We start from the raw sequence: 15671 nt of genomic DNA, 5'->3' as shown, positions 1-15671 counted from the left end.
TTTAAAAGGGAGGAAGAGACAAATGACCCAATTAAGAAAACCTCCGTCCATTTTACGAAACCGTTTTTTTCAGGCCATTATGTTATCCGGCTTATTTTTACAAATCGGCATCTGGGTTCGCAATATCGCCGTATTGCTGTTCGTCATGGAACAGACCGATAAGAATGCAACTGCTGTTTCTTTAATATACGTTGCCGAGTTTGCCCCGATCTTTATTTTTTCTTTCATCGGCGGAACATTTGCCGACCGCTGGAAGCCGAAGAAAACGATGATCTGGTGCGAATTGTTAAGCGCGGGTTCAATTTTACTGGTACTGCTTGCGCTTACTTTCGGATCGTGGAAGGCGGTATTTTTCGCTACATTAGTATCATCTATACTGTCGCAATTTTCCCAGCCGTCGGGGATGAAACTGTTTAAACTGCATGTTCCCGAGGAGCTTATGCAAACCGGAATATCGATGTATCAGACACTTATGGCCGTCTTTATGATAGCAGGACCCCTATTAGGAACCTTTATTTACAAACAATTTGAGATTGAAGCAGCTATCGGACTGATGGGTATTGCCTTTATTTTGTCAGCAGCCGTATTAACCTTATTACCTCCGGATCGGGAAGCGGGGGATAAGCACAAGGAAACTATTCTCAGGGATGAGATGGCTTTGGGCCTCAAACATATATTGTCCAAAAAAGTATTGATGATCTTGGGCGGATGCTTTGCGGCTGCGGGTCTGGGTGTCGGCTTCATTCATCCGATGGCTATTTTCCTCGTGACGGAGCGCTTAGGTCTGCCAGAAGCTTATTTCCAGTGGCTTCAGGCCGCTAACGGAATTGGAATGTTCGTTGGAGGGGGGCTCGCCGTCATTTTCAGCAAAAAGATATCTCCGCCATTGCTCTTGCTAATTGGACTGCTTGTTAACGCTGCGAGTATGATCGTTTCCGGGGTTTCAATCTACCTGTGGCTGACGCTTGCCGCACAGTTTTTCATTGGTCTTGTCACTCCCGGATTTCAAGTGGCTGTACAAACCATGATCTTAAAAAATACAGAGGAATCGTTCATGGGCCGTGTAAACGGTATTTTGGGCCCATTATTTTTAGGGTCGTTCGTACTGACAATGAGTACGGCGGGATGGATGAAGCCATTATTCTCGGTTATTGGAATGTATGTTCTTGCCGGAACGTTATTTATTATCGGCGCGCTGATCACCATTCCGTTGTTTCGTCTCCGTCCGGATGCCGGAACCGGAATATCGGATAATCCGAATGATCAGCCGGTTCAAAAGCTGGAGCAGTCCATCCATGTCCAATAGCGCGCTTTACATCGTGATAAAGTCATCTACCTGATTATCCATGCGGAGCATTACCGAACGGGGAATAAGTGGTGCATCTATCCGATTTATGGAGCAGCATTCCAAAGGATTTCATAAGCTGACGCCAGATAAGGAGGTCCGGCTAATCTACCGCTCCACAGCAAAGGAAGTTTGCCGATCGCAGCAGACTTCCTTTTTTGCGGTCAGCGGATTGCGTTAAAATCACTGCATGGTGGGGCGTGCTCTTTGATGTTTAGAAGCCGAGCGGGCTATTGTAATCGAAGCGCGAATGGTTATCCTTTTGGCCCGGATCCTAAGCTCTTCCGCCGGCCCTTCTAATGGGTTGTCAGCCCGGCTTATTTCCAGCAATGCAGCTTTTGCAGCCTCTGCTGCGAGAACCTCGTCCTGCAATATAAAATGGGCAACCTGATAGGCGTAATGCTCAAGCCCTCTTAGGCGTTGTATTTTGTGATCCGGCAGCGTTGATGCTCTCATAGCTTTTCATCGTCCTATCAGTCTTTAATATTTTCGACGATTTCTAAATTTAACAAATGGAGGTTTTCCTTCATATCCTCATCCGTTTTCTGTTCGTCGCTTATTTCGACTGTACGTCCGGTGAACACGGCGTCCCCATTCGCAAGATCAAGCACAGCGGCTCCGGGAATGCCTGCTTGATTGAAGAGAAGGTACACCCGGTCAGAATTAATCTGTACGGATTTAATTTCGTCCACACCCAGCTGCTCGGCGGATACCGACGCATAAGCGCGCTCCTGCTTTTTCGTCTTTATGTTATACCGCGATAAGATGATGTGGTCAGGGCCGTATTCGGTCAAATAGAAATAATCGTTTTGCAGGCTTATCGTTATGTCCGTGTCATCAGCCGATTGCCAAAAGGTATCAGGCAATTCGGTTAACAACCCTGTACGATAGGAATAGGAATAATATTTCTCGCTGAGCTTATCGGAATAAACATCCCTTGTATTTTTGTTGATTTTCACTTCGCTTACGTTAAAAAGGATTGTATCAGACGGAGCGCTAGGTTTATCGGTTAATATGATGCCGACTTGCATTTGCATGTCTTCTGTGCGGCTGCTCCAATTCTCAAACTTTTCGTTTCGCAGCAGCTTCCCGCTAGCGAGATCCATTACAACGATTTCATAATTTACCGGTTTATTGTTTTTATAAAATTTATGGACAAGCAGATAAATCTTATCGTCTATAAGCTGGACATCTTCAACAGCTATGTATTCAGATTCTTTAGGCAGCTTGTAGGTCTGTTCTAATGTAGATACCTTGTCTGCCGCTTCATGAAGAAGAGTGAGCTTCAATGCGGCTAATGGCGTATCTGATCCTTTATTTTTTATAGATACATCAGCATAGATGACCCGCTCCTCGTCGCGGTAAAAACCGTTCATATTCCCTTTTCCCCGCATAAACGACTTATGATCTATTAGCAGCTGCTGAATATCAGGCTGTCTGTAATACCATGGAGATTTAGTCAATAATAAACGTAAGTTCGTATTCAAGCCGCCATATTCACTTCCGGCAGTATTTACCTCTAAGGGCTCAGAGCGCATGTCTCCATAATAAGAGCCTGACAGCGTGACAGCTGCGCTTTCCTGCGGATCTCCTTGAATCGTTTCAAGCTTGTACTGGGGCAAATAGTTTTGTCTGCCGAACGAGTAATATGACCCTATTCCGCTCACAGCGAGCACGGCTATAATGATGGATAACCAATAACGCCTCATAATCATTCTCCTTACACCGTAATCTTTTTGGCAAGCAGCCTCATGCCAAGCCACACTGATAAGCAAAGCACGAGAATGAACATGATTAACTCGGCGGCGTATAGTTCATTTGGATATAAATAAGTGTTCTGTACATCTGCCGCTAAGATAGGGGACATAACGGCTAACACGCAGCCAGACAAATACAGCATGCCATATAAAATCCCCAAACGGCGATAGCTTCTTTCCAGCAATATAGCGGTGAAAATGACTAATACCGCAATCGTACCTATTCCGTAATAGTACAGGAACTGTTCAAACTGCCGGGGGATAAGCTCCACTAGCGCCTGATTACGGCTTATGGCGTCCACGATATGAGAATCTGCTCGCTGATCCGCCGGAACAATGAGCTTAAAAATAATATTATGGATGGGCAGCAGGATCAACTGAAACGAAATAAATCCGAAAACGAACAGGAGAAACGCGGATATTTTGGCCAAATAAATGTTGCGCCTTGCGGTAGGCAGCACGAGCAAGCGATAAATAAAGGTATGACGCCCAATCCAATCGCGGTACCAGATGAAAAAGACATATAAAGCAAGTACGCTTATACAAATGAGGATGGGCAATATAAACCACAGCTGCGTATTCGCCATCGCCCACTCGAAAGTAAGCTGTTCTTGAGCGGAAGCTGGAAGGCTGTCTTCCATGTTCAGCAGCAACAGCAGCTTTTCCCGTAGGGACAGTTCTTTATTAAGCGTCCAGATTAGGGCGCTAATCTGGCAGGCCGCTGTGATTCCCATTAATATGGCGAGCATCCATCGAAAACGATGAACCTCCATATGGACGAGTTTTATATAACGGTTCATGCCCGGTACACCTCTCTCATAATATCAATGACAGATTTTCCTTCCTCGTAACGCATTTCTTCGCAGTTGAACGCCCGGCTTACTTTACCGTCCTGCAATAAAACGGCTTTATCGATGAGATGCTCCATCTCTCCGATTTCATGCGTCGTGAGCAGCACGCCCCGGCCTTCGATCAAATCGCTCGTAAACACATTCGTAATCGCTTCCCGGCTGAACAAGTCGATACCGGAAAACGGCTCGTCCATTAATAAATAGTCTGAATCTTGGCCAAGACCGAGCAAGAGGTTGAATTTTGCAGCGGTTCCTTTCGATAAGCTCCCGATTTTATCGGAAGGCTCGAGCCGGAAAAACTGCATGAGCTCGATTGCGCGTTCTCTGTTCCAGCTTTCATAGAAATCTGCCATAAACCGGATCGCTTCAGACAGCTTCATGCCGGCAGGCATCGTCAAATGATCAGGGATGAAGGCGATTTTTTCATAGAGGCTTGGTCTTAGAGCTTGTTCATCAATAAGGATTGAGCCTCCCGTTATAGGGGTCAGACCCATGATCGCCTTCAGAATCGTCGACTTACCGGCGCCATTTACACCGATGAGACAAGTAATTTCTCCTTTGTCCGCAGTGAAGGATACGCCGTTAAGCACGTTGCGGCGGCGGTAGCGCTTGAAGATATTTTTTACCTCAATCATGCTCCGGGCCTCCTTCCTCGAATTTGCTTCTGACCAGCTGCAGCAGCTCATCGACCGGAACATCGATTTTTCGTACGGACGCAACAAAGGCACTGACCGCTTCGCCAAGCAGCTCCGACCTTATTTGATTAAGCAGCTTTGTATCATTCGTGATTCTGCTGGGTGAGTTTCCTTCCGTGATTATCAACTGCTGCTCCTCCATTTCCTTGTACGCTTTCTGTACCGTGTTCGGATTAATCTTCATTAGGACGCCCAGTTCCCGCCGGGAGGGAATAACCTGACCGGCAGCGAGCCGGCCTGTTGCAATCCGTTCCTTAAAATGCCGGACTACCTGCAGGTAGACGGGATCTCTATTATTGAACGCAACTTCCGTCGGCCCTTCGCTTGTGTTCATAGCGGTACCTCACATTCATAGCAAGTGTGTGTACTATGTGGTTCATACACTTTGAGTGTATTATGCATGTAATACAGTTGAAAGTCAATAGTTTCCAGAATTATAAGAGGGCAGGATTGTGGAATAACTTTACAAATGCGATTGCACTCGATATGATGGGAATATATGTTCTTATAAGGAGTGGGGTTATATTTTGATTAGGAGTAAAGAGGAGATAATAAATCTTATTAGAGATGATAAATGGATGATGGATATCCTCTGGGCTGCTAAATCGTTGAAACTCCCTGAATGGTGGGTTTGTGCTGGCTTTGTACGTTCTAAAATCTGGGATACCCTTCACGGATTTACGGAACGGACTTCACTCTCAGATGTAGATATCATCTATTTTGACGCTTCAAACATAAGCGAAGCTGTCGAAAAACAATTGGAATTTCAGTTGAAGCAACTCCTTCCAAGCATACCTTGGTCCGTCAAAAACCAGGCAAGAATGCATGTTGTCAATAATATCCCGCCATATGTGTCTTCAGTCGACGCCATTTCTAAGTTCCCGGAGACAGCAACGGCCCTAGGTCTGAAGTTAGACGAGCAAGATCAAGTTGTTCTGACTGCCCCATGCGGTATAGACGATGTTCTCGGAATGATAATTAAACCAACCCCTTTTTTTTCAGAGTGCAAAAATCGGTTGGCCATTTATGAAAAACGGATCGCACAAAAAAATATAAAAGATAAATGGAATAAGGTAACCGTGTTTCATGATTCATGGTATCCTCCCGATTGATTAGAGCCCTGATTTATGCGGCGCGTGCATTTAACCCGGTTAGGCATCGCCAGTCGATGTTTTTCCGGGTTTTTCTTGTGAAAGCTCCATTATGCGCTTTTTGATCAAATGGCGAAGGAGGCGTATAGTGGGGTATAACTACGGCTACGGAAAGGCGGATTATTCGAAAATGTCCCAAAAGCTCCTTCTCCCGCATCTCGGTTTTTTGGTTGTATACCTGTTATGGGGCATCAATATCAGCTCGATGAAAATTGGCGGACACGAATGGGATCCCGTCATGTTCAACGGGCTTCGCTACGTTCTAATAGCCCCGCTGCTATGGCTTGTAACCTATTTCCATTTCCGTCAAAAGGGCATCAGCCTCCGCATGGAAAGCCGCGATCTGGGTCGTATTTTGTTCCTCGGCATCCTGTCCGCGATCGGGATGGAGGTGCTGCTGTCCTACGCTCTGCAGTATTCGAATGCGGCCAACGGCTCCGTATTGGGCCGCGGCTTCATGCCCGTGCTAACCGTCATCATCTCGCTTGCCCTCAAGGAAATCCGGTTGTCGTACCGGATTCTGATCGGCCTTCCCTTTGCTTTCGTAAGCGTTATCGTGATCGTGGCGGGAGGCGAGCAGGGCTTGCATTTTGGGCAAGATACGCTTCGCGGGGACGGTTTACTGCTGCTGCGGAGCCTCTTTGGCGCCATCTATCTCATACTGATGAGCAGATTGACGTCGCGCTATCCGCTTATGCTTTTGATTTCCTGGGAGATGACGGCCGGCGCCGTTTCGCTTCTCCCCTATGTGCTGTGGAAGGCGGACGCCGCCTTTTTCGCCGGTATTTCTTCTAACGGCTGGATCAGTCTCGCGTATACGGCCATTCTGGCCACCATGGTTGGCTTTACGCTGCATAATTGGAGCCTCGCCCGTCTTGGCCCGTTCAAAGCGTCTTTTTACGGGTACACGCTTCCGATCACAGCGGCCGCCGCGGGGTATTTTTTGCTGCATGAATTATTGACGGTGTATCAGGTGCTTGGAGGAATCGGCGTCTTATTCGCCATGTATTTGGTGCAGAGGGACAGGCAGAGGGTCGGAAAACCGAAGACAGCCGAGGCGCAGGCGACATAATAGTAGCTTAGACAATGAGGCAGGTCTTTTTTATTGTTGAAGTAACGCGCAGATTCGATGTAACACAGAAAAATACATATGATAAGATAAATAAGAGATTTAAATTCGAGGTGATTGAGATGTTTAATCCAACGGTCTTCTTCTATTAGTTGTGTCGGTACTCATGGCAAATAAGGCCATAATCTAACCCGGCACAACGGGGATGAAGATGTTTAATCAGGAAGAAATTACAGCCTGGGAAAATGAACGGACCGGTTACGCCAAAGAGCTTGTGAAAAATCACAAGGATCCTAGAAAAGAGAAATTAAAAGATTTTCGTAAGGGAATAAAAAGTGTACACTTTAACAAAGAGATCAAAGAGATAAGGAAATCGGATTATCGTAATTACAGAACTCAAATGAAACGACTTCTTCGCAGTGGAAAATATGAATTATTACGCGGCTATAAGCGAACTAGCGGTTGGTTAACTTGGTAAGCCATTAAATAACCGATAACTACACCCGCAGCGTGACAGCACAATTCCATAAAGCTATGCCGACGGTACTAAAAAATATAAGACAGACGGAATCAAAGAAAAGGAGGTTTGCCGACCGCGGCAGACTTCTTTTTTTTGCTGTTAGCGGATTGTGGTAAAATCACTACATGAAGGAGCATGCTCTGCGAAAGACATCCTTCTTTTAAAAAAACCGGATAGGGCGTAAACTGGAAGAAACATTAGAGGAGAGAGTTAAATGACAAACGAAGCACTAGTGATCAATCATGATGATCTTTTGGCTGATCTTGAGTACCGAGGGCTGGTGCAGCAATTCACCAACCGTGAGGAATTACATAAAAAGCTGACTAACGAACGCGTCGTGCTGTACTGCGGATTCGATCCGACGGCGGACAGCCTCCATATTGGAAGCCTGCTGCCGATCCTATGCCTGCGCCGCTTTCAACAGGCGGGCCATATTCCGCTTGCGCTGGTTGGCGGCGGAACGGGTTTGATCGGTGATCCGAGCGGCCGTTCGACGGAGCGTTCGCTCAATACAGCAGAAACCGTATCGCAATGGACGGAGAGCTTGAAGCGTCAGCTGTCCCGCTTTCTTGATTTTGAGGTGACGGCAAATCCGGCCAAGCTCGTGAGCAACTACGATTGGATTGAGCCGCTGGATGTCATTACTTTTTTACGGGATGTAGGCAAAAACTTTACCGTAAATTATATGCTTGCCAAGGACTCAGTCGATTCCAGGCTGTCATCGGGCATCTCCTTCACCGAATTCAGCTACATGATTTTGCAGGCATACGACTTTCATAAGCTTCATCAAGAGCATGGCTGCGCTCTCCAAATTGGCGGCAGCGACCAATGGGGCAATATTACGGCAGGCCTCGATCTTATCGGCAAAATGGGCGGCGGAGACGCATACGGGATGACGATGCCTCTCGTAACGAAAAGCGATGGGAAAAAATTCGGCAAATCCGAATCCGGCGCGATCTGGCTTGACCGCTCAAAGACGTCCGCGTACCAATTTTATCAATTTTGGATCAATACGGAAGATAACGATACGATTAAGTTTTTGAAATATTTCACCTTCCTCTCCCGTGCCGAAATCGAGGCTTTGGAGACGGAGCTTCAGACGCAGCCGGAAAAACGCGTAGCTCAGCGGGAGCTGGCTCGTGAGATCACCCGTCTTGTTCATGGGCAGGAGGCGCTGGACAGCGCGGAGAAGATTACGCAGGCGTTCTTCTCCGGCGATGTTAATCAACTAAGTGAAGCGGAGCTTATCGAAGCGCTGCAGGACATGCCTACAACGGTGCTTACGAATAGAGATGAGATCGGGTTAATGGATCTGCTTATCGAATCAGGTGCAGCTCCGTCCCGCCGCCAAGCCAAGCAGGATATTGTGAGCGGCTCGATTTCCATTAACGGAACGAAGCAAACAGATGTCGAATCGGTCGTCAATGCAGAGCAAAGGCTGTATGGCAAGTTCGTCGTCCTGCGCCGAGGGAAGAAAAATTACTTCCTGATTAGATTCAAATAGAAGGAATTTCTCCAGCTAATTCGTTTATTTCAAGACGAAAAACGGATTTAACTGGAAAAGCTCCAGCTATTTCGGCGATTGCGTGCGAGTAGAAGCGAGTTCCTATCAATTAACGGGAGATATTCCTGTTAATTGGCGGAAAGGGAAGCAGCTCAAGCAAGTAACAGGAGATTGTCCTGTTACTTGAAAGATCAGCAGACCCCGTTCTCCTCGCGTTTTCCCTTTATAGCTAAGCAGGCTGCCATCGATTGGCAGCCTGCTTTGTTTTTGAGCGGGATTGCTTGTTAGAGCATATCGCGAATTGCAGGTGCTATCCGCCATCCGACATCCCTTGGATGCGGAGCTTACGCGCCTGTCTTGACTAATCTGCTCTCCGCTGCCTTGCGGCGGGATCGTTGATGGGATATTCCGAAGGACGCCGTGGCTGTTGCAGCAGCGAGGATTACCCCGGTTGCTCCGATCCAACTGATCGAGGTTAGCGAAGCTTGCTCTACGACGATGCCGCCAAGACCGGCGCCGGCAGCCATGCCAAGCTGCAGTACCGAGGTGTTCAGGCTTAGCATAATGCCGGAAGCTCCAGGCGCAAGCGACATTAAATAATATTGCTGAGTGGGGCCGGATGACCAAGCGGTAAACGCCCAAAGCATAAGCAAAGGAAATACGATGGCTGGGGATTGGCCCGTCAGCGAGAGCAGAATAAGCGCGATCGTATGAAACAGCATGCCGCTAACCAATGTACGGGGAGCGCCCCATTTGTCGGTGCTGAAGCCTCCGATTTTGGAGCCGATCAGACTGGCGATGCCAAAAGCGAATAGTCCTGCGCTTACGCCCTGTTCGCTCAATTTGGTTACCGTAAGCAGAAAGGGTGAAATGTAAGTGTAGACGATAGAGTATCCGGCGATCCATAAGAAGGTAACCGTCAAGGCGGCGGCAATTTTCGGCTGCTTCAATAGCGTAAGCTGGCTGCGAAGAGGTACTGGCTCCTCGCCGTCCGTTTGCGGAATAGCGAATAAAATGATGAGCATTGCGAGTAATCCCAATATGCCGATTGCACCGAAGATCAACGGCCAATCGTAAACGGAAGCCACTACCCTTCCGAGAGGGACGCCAACGATTAAGGCTGTGCTGAAGCCCATAACGAGCGTTGCAATTGCGCTACCCTGTTTACCGGGAGGAGCCAGCTTAGAAGCGACGGTCAGGGCGGTAACGACGAACACCCCGGTGCTGAGAGCGAGGACGATTCTCGAGACGAATAAAAACTCAAATCCAGGCAAAGCGACGGCGATTAAGTTGCCTGCCGCGAATAGGCCAAGGGAGTAGAGCAGCAGCCGGCGGCGCTCCATACGTGCCGTTAAAGCCATGATAATAGGCGTGCCAAAAGCGTAAGCCAGCGAAAAAACGGTAATCAGCTGACCTGCCGCAGATACTGAAACTCCTACGTCCGCGGCAACCTTATCCAAAATGCCTGCAATAATAAATTCGGACGTTCCAACCAGGAAGCTGATAATAGCCAGCATGTAAATTTTCCACGCGTTCGACATACCAATAATGCTCCTCTCTCCACTCCAATATTTTTATATTTCTAAATATATAGAAATAAAACCAAAAAAAATTACTCCAACAAATATGGCGCGTACTTTCTCGCCATTTCGCGGTTCACGCTGTAGTAGATATACGTACCGTCCTTGCGGAGATCGAGCAGCCCGCTTTCCGTCAATTGCTTCAGGTGATGCGAGAGTGTTGAGCCGGCAACGGATTCCAGCTTAGTCCCAATATCGGAGCAGCACAAATTGACCTCCTCCGTGAGCAGCATAGCTATTTTAAGCCTGGTTGGCTCTCCGAGCGCTTTGTATACTTTGACAGCTTGACGCAGATCCGCATTGTCTTCTACCATCGTGGCTTCACCTTATTTCCAGCAGTTGTTATTTCTATATTCGTAGAAATAAGATAGCATACCTTTTTTAGAAAGTAAACAGGTAATTGCCAGCGATGGTGATTTCCGAGTTGCGCGGCGTCGGCCGATCCATGATCCTACTATGCGGAGTAAGGAGGCTTGCGCGAAGCTTCTTACTCCGGCTATGCTACAGCTGGTGAGCGTCTGCCCAAGCCGAGAGAAACTTCAATTTTCCGTTAAAATAAGCATCGTCCTGCCATGCTCCCCATACGCTGCTCCGTCCCGTATGGAGTCCGATCAGCCAGAGCTGCCTAACTGCTACGAATAAGGGAATGACGGCGATATCCTGCTCGCTTAGCGGGCGTTCCGCCAAATAAGCTTCGATGAAAGCGTCCCAGCATTCATCTTCGAAGCGATCTTCTTTGCCATGGACGCGATCCCATAGAAATACGGACAGATCGTAGGAGCGCCAGCCTAAACCGCAGCAGTCAAAATCAAAGTGGGTCAGGCCGCCGTCTTCCGTATGGAATACGTTCCAGCCATGCAGGTCTCCGTGGCATACACCCCAATCATATGCTCCGTTTGCGACCGGCTCGAGACGCTTTCTAAGCCGGCCGGATATCTCGTCCACAAGCTTCAAATCATGCGGGCGATGCTGCAAAAACGGGCGAAGCTGCTGGAGCGGCTCATCAAGCAGATGACGGGCATCAAGCTCAAAGCGCTTGTGCCGGGGAATATAGCGGTCCATCGCATGATGGAGATTAGCGACCGCGCGCCCATAGGAGCGGCTTGTTTTCACATCGGACTTGCCTATTCCAGGAGCAAATGTGAACAGCACAGCGTAACGCAAGCCTTCCGGTGCGCTGAGCTCCGTTATCCATTCGCCGTCCCGCCTTGGAATAGGGTATGAAACCGGCATGCCGCAGTCCTTCAAATGCATAAGCAGATCCAGCTCAAAGCGTATATCCGTTTCTGTTCGCCAGCTATGCTTGTAAATCCGCAAAATAAATTTACCGGCAGACGTTTCGACTTCGTAAGTATCATTCAAGCCATTGGAGACGAACCGGCTCTTGAGCGGCGTTCCCATCTTATACAATGAGGCCATAGCGTCAAAAAGCTCTTCCTTGTTGAAAACAGTATGTGCTGCAGGAATGTGAAGCATAGCATAATCATCCTTCTAACCGTTTTTTATCGTTATTTATTACATCCTATCCGACTCGCGGACAGAATGGCATAGAAAGATTGGCTATAATTGTTTGCTACCTGATTTGTTGCAATCATCGGATTTAGTGCGTTCGCCCGATACAGAAAAAGGAAATGAAAATGAAGAAGCGAATACTTTTAAGGATCACTATGCGAATAAAGGAGGAGAAGATAAGATGTCTGATAAGCTTAGCTCGCTTACCGTATTAATGGTTTCCGACTTGGCCAGGTCTCAAAGCTTTTATCGCGAGGTGCTGGGGTTTAACGTTACGGATTGGTGGGCAGAGCGCGGGGGCTTGGAAGGCGTGGCTCTCAAGCTGTTCCAAGCGGCTGAGCCTACTGACGTAAGGCCCAATCCGCGTCCAGCTAACGGCGGCTATGCCGTCGATGTGCAGGTTTACACTGATAATTGGACGCAGCTGGACGCTCTGTATGAAGAGTTTCGCAGCAAGGGCGCGATTATTTCTGTGGAGCTGGTCATCTATGCAGAAGGGGGGCCATGGAAGGAATTTGTAATCGAGGACCCGGACGGCTATCATTTTGCATTTGGCGGAACGGACGGCAATGTGGGCGGGTAAACGGAATGAACGACGTCTAATGGAGGTAATGATGAAACCAACAATCAATAAAGACACACAGCTTTGCATGTCACTTGCCGGCAGGCCGGGAAATTTTGGAACTCGGTTTCACAATTTTTTGTATGATGAGTTAGGTCTTGATTTCATTTACAAAGCATTTACGACTAACGATTTGCAGGCGACCATCGGCGGGATCCGGTCATTAGGAATACGCGGATGTGCCGTTTCAATGCCATATAAAGAGGCATGTATCCCTTTTTTGGACGAGATGGATGAATCTGCGACCGCTATCCAGTCCGTCAATACGATCGTTAATGATAATGGCCGGCTGCGAGCCTATAACACTGATTATATTGCGGTTTCGCAATTGCTCGAGCAGCATCAGGTGCGGCGTGATCGTGTTTTCGCGCTGCGCGGAAGCGGCGGCATGGCTAAAGCTGTTTTATGTGCGCTGCGTGATGCGGGATTTCGTTCCGGTTACGTTATCGCTAGAAACGAAGCTGCAGGCCGGTCGTTAGCAGAAGCCTACGGATATGAGTGGAAAGAAGATCTGGGATCTATACGTCCTGCTCTGCTCGTGAATGTCACGCCCATCGGCATGGCAGGCGGTTCAGAGTCAGACGACCTTTCATTCGAACCGGAGGTTATCGATAAGGCTGAGACCGTATTTGATGTGGTCGCGCTCCCTCCAGAGACGCCAGTGATCCGTCTTGCCAGGGAGAAGGGGAAGAAGGTCATTACGGGGGCGGAAGTATTCGCTATCCAAGCATTGGAGCAATTTATCCTTTATACAGGCGTACGCCCGAGTGACGAGCAATTCAAACGTGCCTCCGAGTACGCGCGCGGATGACGCTGCTAAGGACTTAATCAAAGCTCAAAAAAATAACCGTGGCAGCCCAGCGCTTGTTGAACTGGATTGCCGCGGTTATTTGTATTTAGATCGTTCTTTAGACGTTAACGGCGCTGGCTTCGACCATCCAGCCGAATGGGTCCGCAAGCTTGCCCATCTGAATGCCGGTTAGCGTATCGTAGAGCTTCTTGGAAAGCTCGCCTGTCAGTCCTTTGTTGATGACGAGCACGTCATCCTTCCAGTTCAGTTCACCGATCGGAGAAATAACAGCAGCTGTCCCTGTACCGAATGCTTCCTCCAGCTCGCCTTTGCGGCTAGCCTCGTACAGCTCCTCTATCGTGATCGGACGCTGGGCAACCTGGACGTTCCAATGCTGGAGCAGCTGAATAATGGAATTGCGGGTTACCCCGTCCAAAATGCTGCCATTGAGCGCCGGCGTATGCACGACGCCATTGATTTTGAAAAAGACGTTCATGCTGCCGACTTCCTCGATATATTTGCGGTGCACGCCATCAAGCCATAGCACCTGGGAATAGCCTTTCTCCTTGGCAAGCTCCTGCGCTTTCAGACCGGCAGCGTAATTGCCTGCAGTCTTCGCTTCGCCTACGCCGCCCTTTACAGAACGGACGTAATCCGATTCGACGAAAATTTTGACCGGGTTCACGCCCTCGGTATAATAAGCGCCTACCGGCGACATGATGATGATGAATTGATAGTGGGTAGACGGCGCTACTCCAAGCTGCGCCTGAGTCGCGATGATGAAGGGACGGATGTACAGCGATGTGCTTGGAGCCGTCGGAATCCAGTCCTTATCAACCGCAATCAGCTGCTTCAAAGCTTCGATCACCGTATCGATATCAAGCTCGGGAACGCTGAGACGCTCGTTAGAGCGGTTCATTCTTTGTATGTTTTTTTGAGGTCTGAACAGCAGCACGCGGCCATCGTCGGTTTTATACGCTTTCAAGCCTTCAAAGATCGTTTGTCCATAATGAAACACTTTGGCTGCAGGATCTAATACGATCGGTTGGTAAGGTATGATACGCGGCTTATGCCAGCCGTTGTCCGTCGAATAATCCATAATAAACATATGATCCGTAAAATGATTACCGAATCCAAGCTGATCCGCCGCTGGTTGTTGTTTCTTGTTTTTGGTTAACTCGATTTCCAATAATTGAAGCAATTGGCCCATCTCCCTTAAGTGAATCGATAATTGAATGCTAACACTACATACGATATATTTAAAATATCTATTTTGTTGAATGTCTATACCTTTTGGGTATAGATGAAAGGAGTGAACGGAATGGACATGCGACAGCTTAAATACTTCCTGACTATAGCACAAGAAGGACAGGTTACGCGTGCGGCCAAGCTGCTTAATATGGAGCAGCCGCCACTCAGCAGGCAGCTCAAGCTGATGGAGGAGGAGCTCGGCGTCAAGCTGTTTGAACGCAATGGCAAGGGGCTGAAGCTCACCGATTCGGGAGAGCTGCTTAAGCAGAAGGCAGAAGCGCTGCTCGTGCAATTCGATGAATCCCTCCGGGAAGTCAAGGGGATGGAGGAGGGTGTTCGGGGCGTCCTGTCGATCGGGTCGGTTGTGTCCTGTATTTCCTTATTGCCGAAGCGGATCGAACTGTTCAGGGAAAGGTATCCCCAGGTCACGTTTAAAATATCGGAGGGCGACCACTTTTACTTAGGCGAGCAGCTTGAGAAGCGGGCCATTGATTTGGTCGTCGCCAGACTTCCGTTTGAGGCGCAAAAGCATCCGCAGCAATATACCATTTTGCCGCTGCCTTCAGACCCGTTCGTAGCCGTTATTCCAAGCTCCTGGACGGAGTATTCCAGCAAGGAAGCAATTTGCATGAAGGAGCTTGCCCAGTTTCCGTTCCTAACCTTGAAGACAGACAAAACGACGCGTATGCATGAGCAGGTCGTGAACGAGTGCAAGCGGCACGGCTTCGTGCCTAATATTATATGCGAATGCTCGAGCGTTGCGATTATTATGTCGCTTGTCGCAGGAGGAATCGGCGCGACCGTATTCCCGAAGTCGGTCATGTCTTCTTTTCCAAGCACCGTCGTCAAAATGCTCGATATTGAGGATGCGGATTTTCAATCCGATGTCGGTATTCTGTGGCTGAAGGATCGTTATTTACCAAAACGTGCTCAGCAGTTTATCGATAGTTTTCGAAATGTTACGTAATATGTTCTGTTTAGAGCTGAATGAAATCAATTGTCATATATCATAATATAACCGGAT

The 15671-nt window shown here is 48.3% G+C and carries 17 protein-coding genes; 8 read left to right on the top strand and 9 right to left on the bottom strand.

The features are described 5' to 3' along the window. The first annotated feature begins 22 nt into the window (after positions 1-22). Positions 23-1306 carry an MFS transporter gene (locus ASG81_RS05060; RefSeq protein ID WP_056629942.1) on the top strand — a complete coding sequence of 428 codons (1284 nt, stop codon included), beginning with the start codon at positions 23-25 and terminating at the stop codon, positions 1304-1306. A gap of 222 nt (positions 1307-1528) precedes the next feature. Here ASG81_RS05060 and ASG81_RS05055 read toward each other — a convergent pair whose 3' ends face one another. The 5 genes from ASG81_RS05055 to ASG81_RS05035 are packed head-to-tail and all read right to left on the bottom strand — an operon-like array spanning position 1529 to position 4982. Further along, positions 1529-1801, bottom strand: coding sequence for a hypothetical protein (locus ASG81_RS05055; protein ID WP_056629941.1), 273 nt, complete (start codon positions 1799-1801; stop codon positions 1529-1531). A gap of 17 nt (positions 1802-1818) precedes the next feature. After that, the gene (locus ASG81_RS05050) at positions 1819-3054 is read right to left on the bottom strand and encodes a hypothetical protein (RefSeq protein WP_056629938.1); all 1236 of its coding nucleotides are present in this window, start codon (positions 3052-3054) and stop codon (positions 1819-1821) included. An 11-nt stretch (positions 3055-3065) separates the two neighbouring features. Continuing rightward, positions 3066-3902, bottom strand: a complete 837-nt coding sequence (locus ASG81_RS05045) for a hypothetical protein (protein ID WP_056629935.1) — start codon at positions 3900-3902, stop codon at positions 3066-3068. Further along, positions 3899-4588: an ATP-binding cassette domain-containing protein gene (locus ASG81_RS05040; protein ID WP_056629932.1), complete on the bottom strand. Its 690-nt coding sequence runs from the start codon at positions 4586-4588 to the stop codon at positions 3899-3901. Before ASG81_RS05040 ends, ASG81_RS05045 begins: the two co-directional genes overlap by 4 nt. Further along, positions 4581-4982 (bottom strand): GntR family transcriptional regulator, encoded by a 402-nt coding sequence (locus ASG81_RS05035; protein WP_056629930.1) that lies wholly within the window; start codon positions 4980-4982, stop codon positions 4581-4583. Before ASG81_RS05035 ends, ASG81_RS05040 begins: the two co-directional genes overlap by 8 nt. A gap of 244 nt (positions 4983-5226) precedes the next feature. Here ASG81_RS05035 and ASG81_RS05030 point away from each other — a divergent pair, with 244 nt between their 5' ends. The 4 genes from ASG81_RS05030 to tyrS all read left to right on the top strand — a co-directional run bounded on the left by ASG81_RS05030 (position 5227) and on the right by tyrS (position 8892). Next, positions 5227-5760 (top strand): nucleotidyltransferase family protein, encoded by a 534-nt coding sequence (locus tag ASG81_RS05030; protein ID WP_081417142.1) that lies wholly within the window; start codon positions 5227-5229, stop codon positions 5758-5760. 127 nt (positions 5761-5887) lie between these two features. Continuing rightward, on the top strand, positions 5888-6871 hold the full coding sequence (locus tag ASG81_RS05025) for a DMT family transporter (RefSeq protein WP_235548736.1): 984 nt from the start codon (positions 5888-5890) through the stop codon (positions 6869-6871). Positions 6872-7079: 208 nt separating this feature from the next. Beyond that, positions 7080-7346: a hypothetical protein gene (locus ASG81_RS05020; protein WP_235548735.1), complete on the top strand. Its 267-nt coding sequence runs from the start codon at positions 7080-7082 to the stop codon at positions 7344-7346. A 256-nt stretch (positions 7347-7602) separates the two neighbouring features. Then, complete coding sequence (gene tyrS, locus ASG81_RS05015) at positions 7603-8892, top strand: tyrosine--tRNA ligase (protein WP_056629922.1); 1290 nt, start codon at positions 7603-7605, stop codon at positions 8890-8892. A gap of 344 nt (positions 8893-9236) precedes the next feature. Here the strand turns inward: tyrS and ASG81_RS05010 are convergent, their stop codons facing one another. The 3 genes from ASG81_RS05010 to ASG81_RS05000 all read right to left on the bottom strand — a co-directional run bounded on the left by ASG81_RS05010 (position 9237) and on the right by ASG81_RS05000 (position 11948). Beyond that, positions 9237-10433: an MFS transporter gene (locus ASG81_RS05010; protein WP_056629917.1), complete on the bottom strand. Its 1197-nt coding sequence runs from the start codon at positions 10431-10433 to the stop codon at positions 9237-9239. A gap of 71 nt (positions 10434-10504) precedes the next feature. After that, complete coding sequence (locus tag ASG81_RS05005; RefSeq protein WP_056629912.1) at positions 10505-10786, bottom strand: ArsR/SmtB family transcription factor; 282 nt, start codon at positions 10784-10786, stop codon at positions 10505-10507. Between the two features lie 187 nt (positions 10787-10973). Then, positions 10974-11948, bottom strand: a complete 975-nt coding sequence (locus ASG81_RS05000) for a homoserine kinase (protein ID WP_056629909.1) — start codon at positions 11946-11948, stop codon at positions 10974-10976. Between the two features lie 217 nt (positions 11949-12165). On the opposite strand from ASG81_RS05000, the gene ASG81_RS04995 reads away from it, so the two are divergent. Both ASG81_RS04995 and ASG81_RS04990 read left to right on the top strand, forming a co-directional pair. Continuing rightward, positions 12166-12567: a VOC family protein gene (locus tag ASG81_RS04995; protein ID WP_056629906.1), complete on the top strand. Its 402-nt coding sequence runs from the start codon at positions 12166-12168 to the stop codon at positions 12565-12567. 28 nt (positions 12568-12595) lie between these two features. Continuing rightward, positions 12596-13417, top strand: coding sequence for a shikimate 5-dehydrogenase (locus ASG81_RS04990; RefSeq protein WP_235548734.1), 822 nt, complete (start codon positions 12596-12598; stop codon positions 13415-13417). Positions 13418-13514: 97 nt separating this feature from the next. Here the strand turns inward: ASG81_RS04990 and ASG81_RS04985 are convergent, their stop codons facing one another. Then, a complete protein-coding gene (locus ASG81_RS04985; RefSeq protein ID WP_155971218.1) occupies positions 13515-14597 on the bottom strand; it encodes a branched-chain amino acid aminotransferase in 1083 nt (360 codons plus the stop codon). A 120-nt stretch (positions 14598-14717) separates the two neighbouring features. On the opposite strand from ASG81_RS04985, the gene ASG81_RS04980 reads away from it, so the two are divergent. Continuing rightward, the gene (locus ASG81_RS04980) at positions 14718-15614 is read left to right on the top strand and encodes a LysR family transcriptional regulator (protein ID WP_056629898.1); all 897 of its coding nucleotides are present in this window, start codon (positions 14718-14720) and stop codon (positions 15612-15614) included. Positions 15615-15671 lie beyond the last annotated feature (57 nt).

Source organism: Paenibacillus sp. Soil522 (assembly GCF_001428245.1).
Taxonomy (GTDB): Bacteria; Bacillota; Bacilli; order Paenibacillales; family Paenibacillaceae; genus Pristimantibacillus.
Note: the sequence above shows the minus strand (reverse complement) of the source record. Positions and strands in the feature narration are given on the sequence as shown.

Bases quoted from the DNA above. Each gene is read 5' to 3' on its own strand.
- ASG81_RS05060 (WP_056629942.1), top strand. From the start codon at position 23: ATGACCCAATTAAGAAAACCTCCGTCCATTTTACGAAACCGTTTTTTT.
- ASG81_RS05055 (WP_056629941.1), bottom strand. From the start codon at position 1,801: ATGAGAGCATCAACGCTGCCGGATCACAAAATACAACGCCTAAGAGGG.
- ASG81_RS05050 (WP_056629938.1), bottom strand. From the start codon at position 3,054: ATGAGGCGTTATTGGTTATCCATCATTATAGCCGTGCTCGCTGTGAGC.
- ASG81_RS05045 (WP_056629935.1), bottom strand. From the start codon at position 3,902: ATGAACCGTTATATAAAACTCGTCCATATGGAGGTTCATCGTTTTCGA.
- ASG81_RS05040 (WP_056629932.1), bottom strand. From the start codon at position 4,588: ATGATTGAGGTAAAAAATATCTTCAAGCGCTACCGCCGCCGCAACGTG.
- ASG81_RS05035 (WP_056629930.1), bottom strand. From the start codon at position 4,982: ATGAACACAAGCGAAGGGCCGACGGAAGTTGCGTTCAATAATAGAGAT.
- ASG81_RS05030 (WP_081417142.1), top strand. From the start codon at position 5,227: ATGATGGATATCCTCTGGGCTGCTAAATCGTTGAAACTCCCTGAATGG.
- ASG81_RS05020 (WP_235548735.1), top strand. From the start codon at position 7,080: ATGTTTAATCAGGAAGAAATTACAGCCTGGGAAAATGAACGGACCGGT.
- tyrS (WP_056629922.1), top strand. From the start codon at position 7,603: ATGACAAACGAAGCACTAGTGATCAATCATGATGATCTTTTGGCTGAT.
- ASG81_RS05010 (WP_056629917.1), bottom strand. From the start codon at position 10,433: ATGTCGAACGCGTGGAAAATTTACATGCTGGCTATTATCAGCTTCCTG.
- ASG81_RS05005 (WP_056629912.1), bottom strand. From the start codon at position 10,786: ATGGTAGAAGACAATGCGGATCTGCGTCAAGCTGTCAAAGTATACAAA.
- ASG81_RS05000 (WP_056629909.1), bottom strand. From the start codon at position 11,948: ATGCTTCACATTCCTGCAGCACATACTGTTTTCAACAAGGAAGAGCTT.
- ASG81_RS04995 (WP_056629906.1), top strand. From the start codon at position 12,166: ATGTCTGATAAGCTTAGCTCGCTTACCGTATTAATGGTTTCCGACTTG.
- ASG81_RS04990 (WP_235548734.1), top strand. From the start codon at position 12,596: ATGATGAAACCAACAATCAATAAAGACACACAGCTTTGCATGTCACTT.
- ASG81_RS04980 (WP_056629898.1), top strand. From the start codon at position 14,718: ATGGACATGCGACAGCTTAAATACTTCCTGACTATAGCACAAGAAGGA.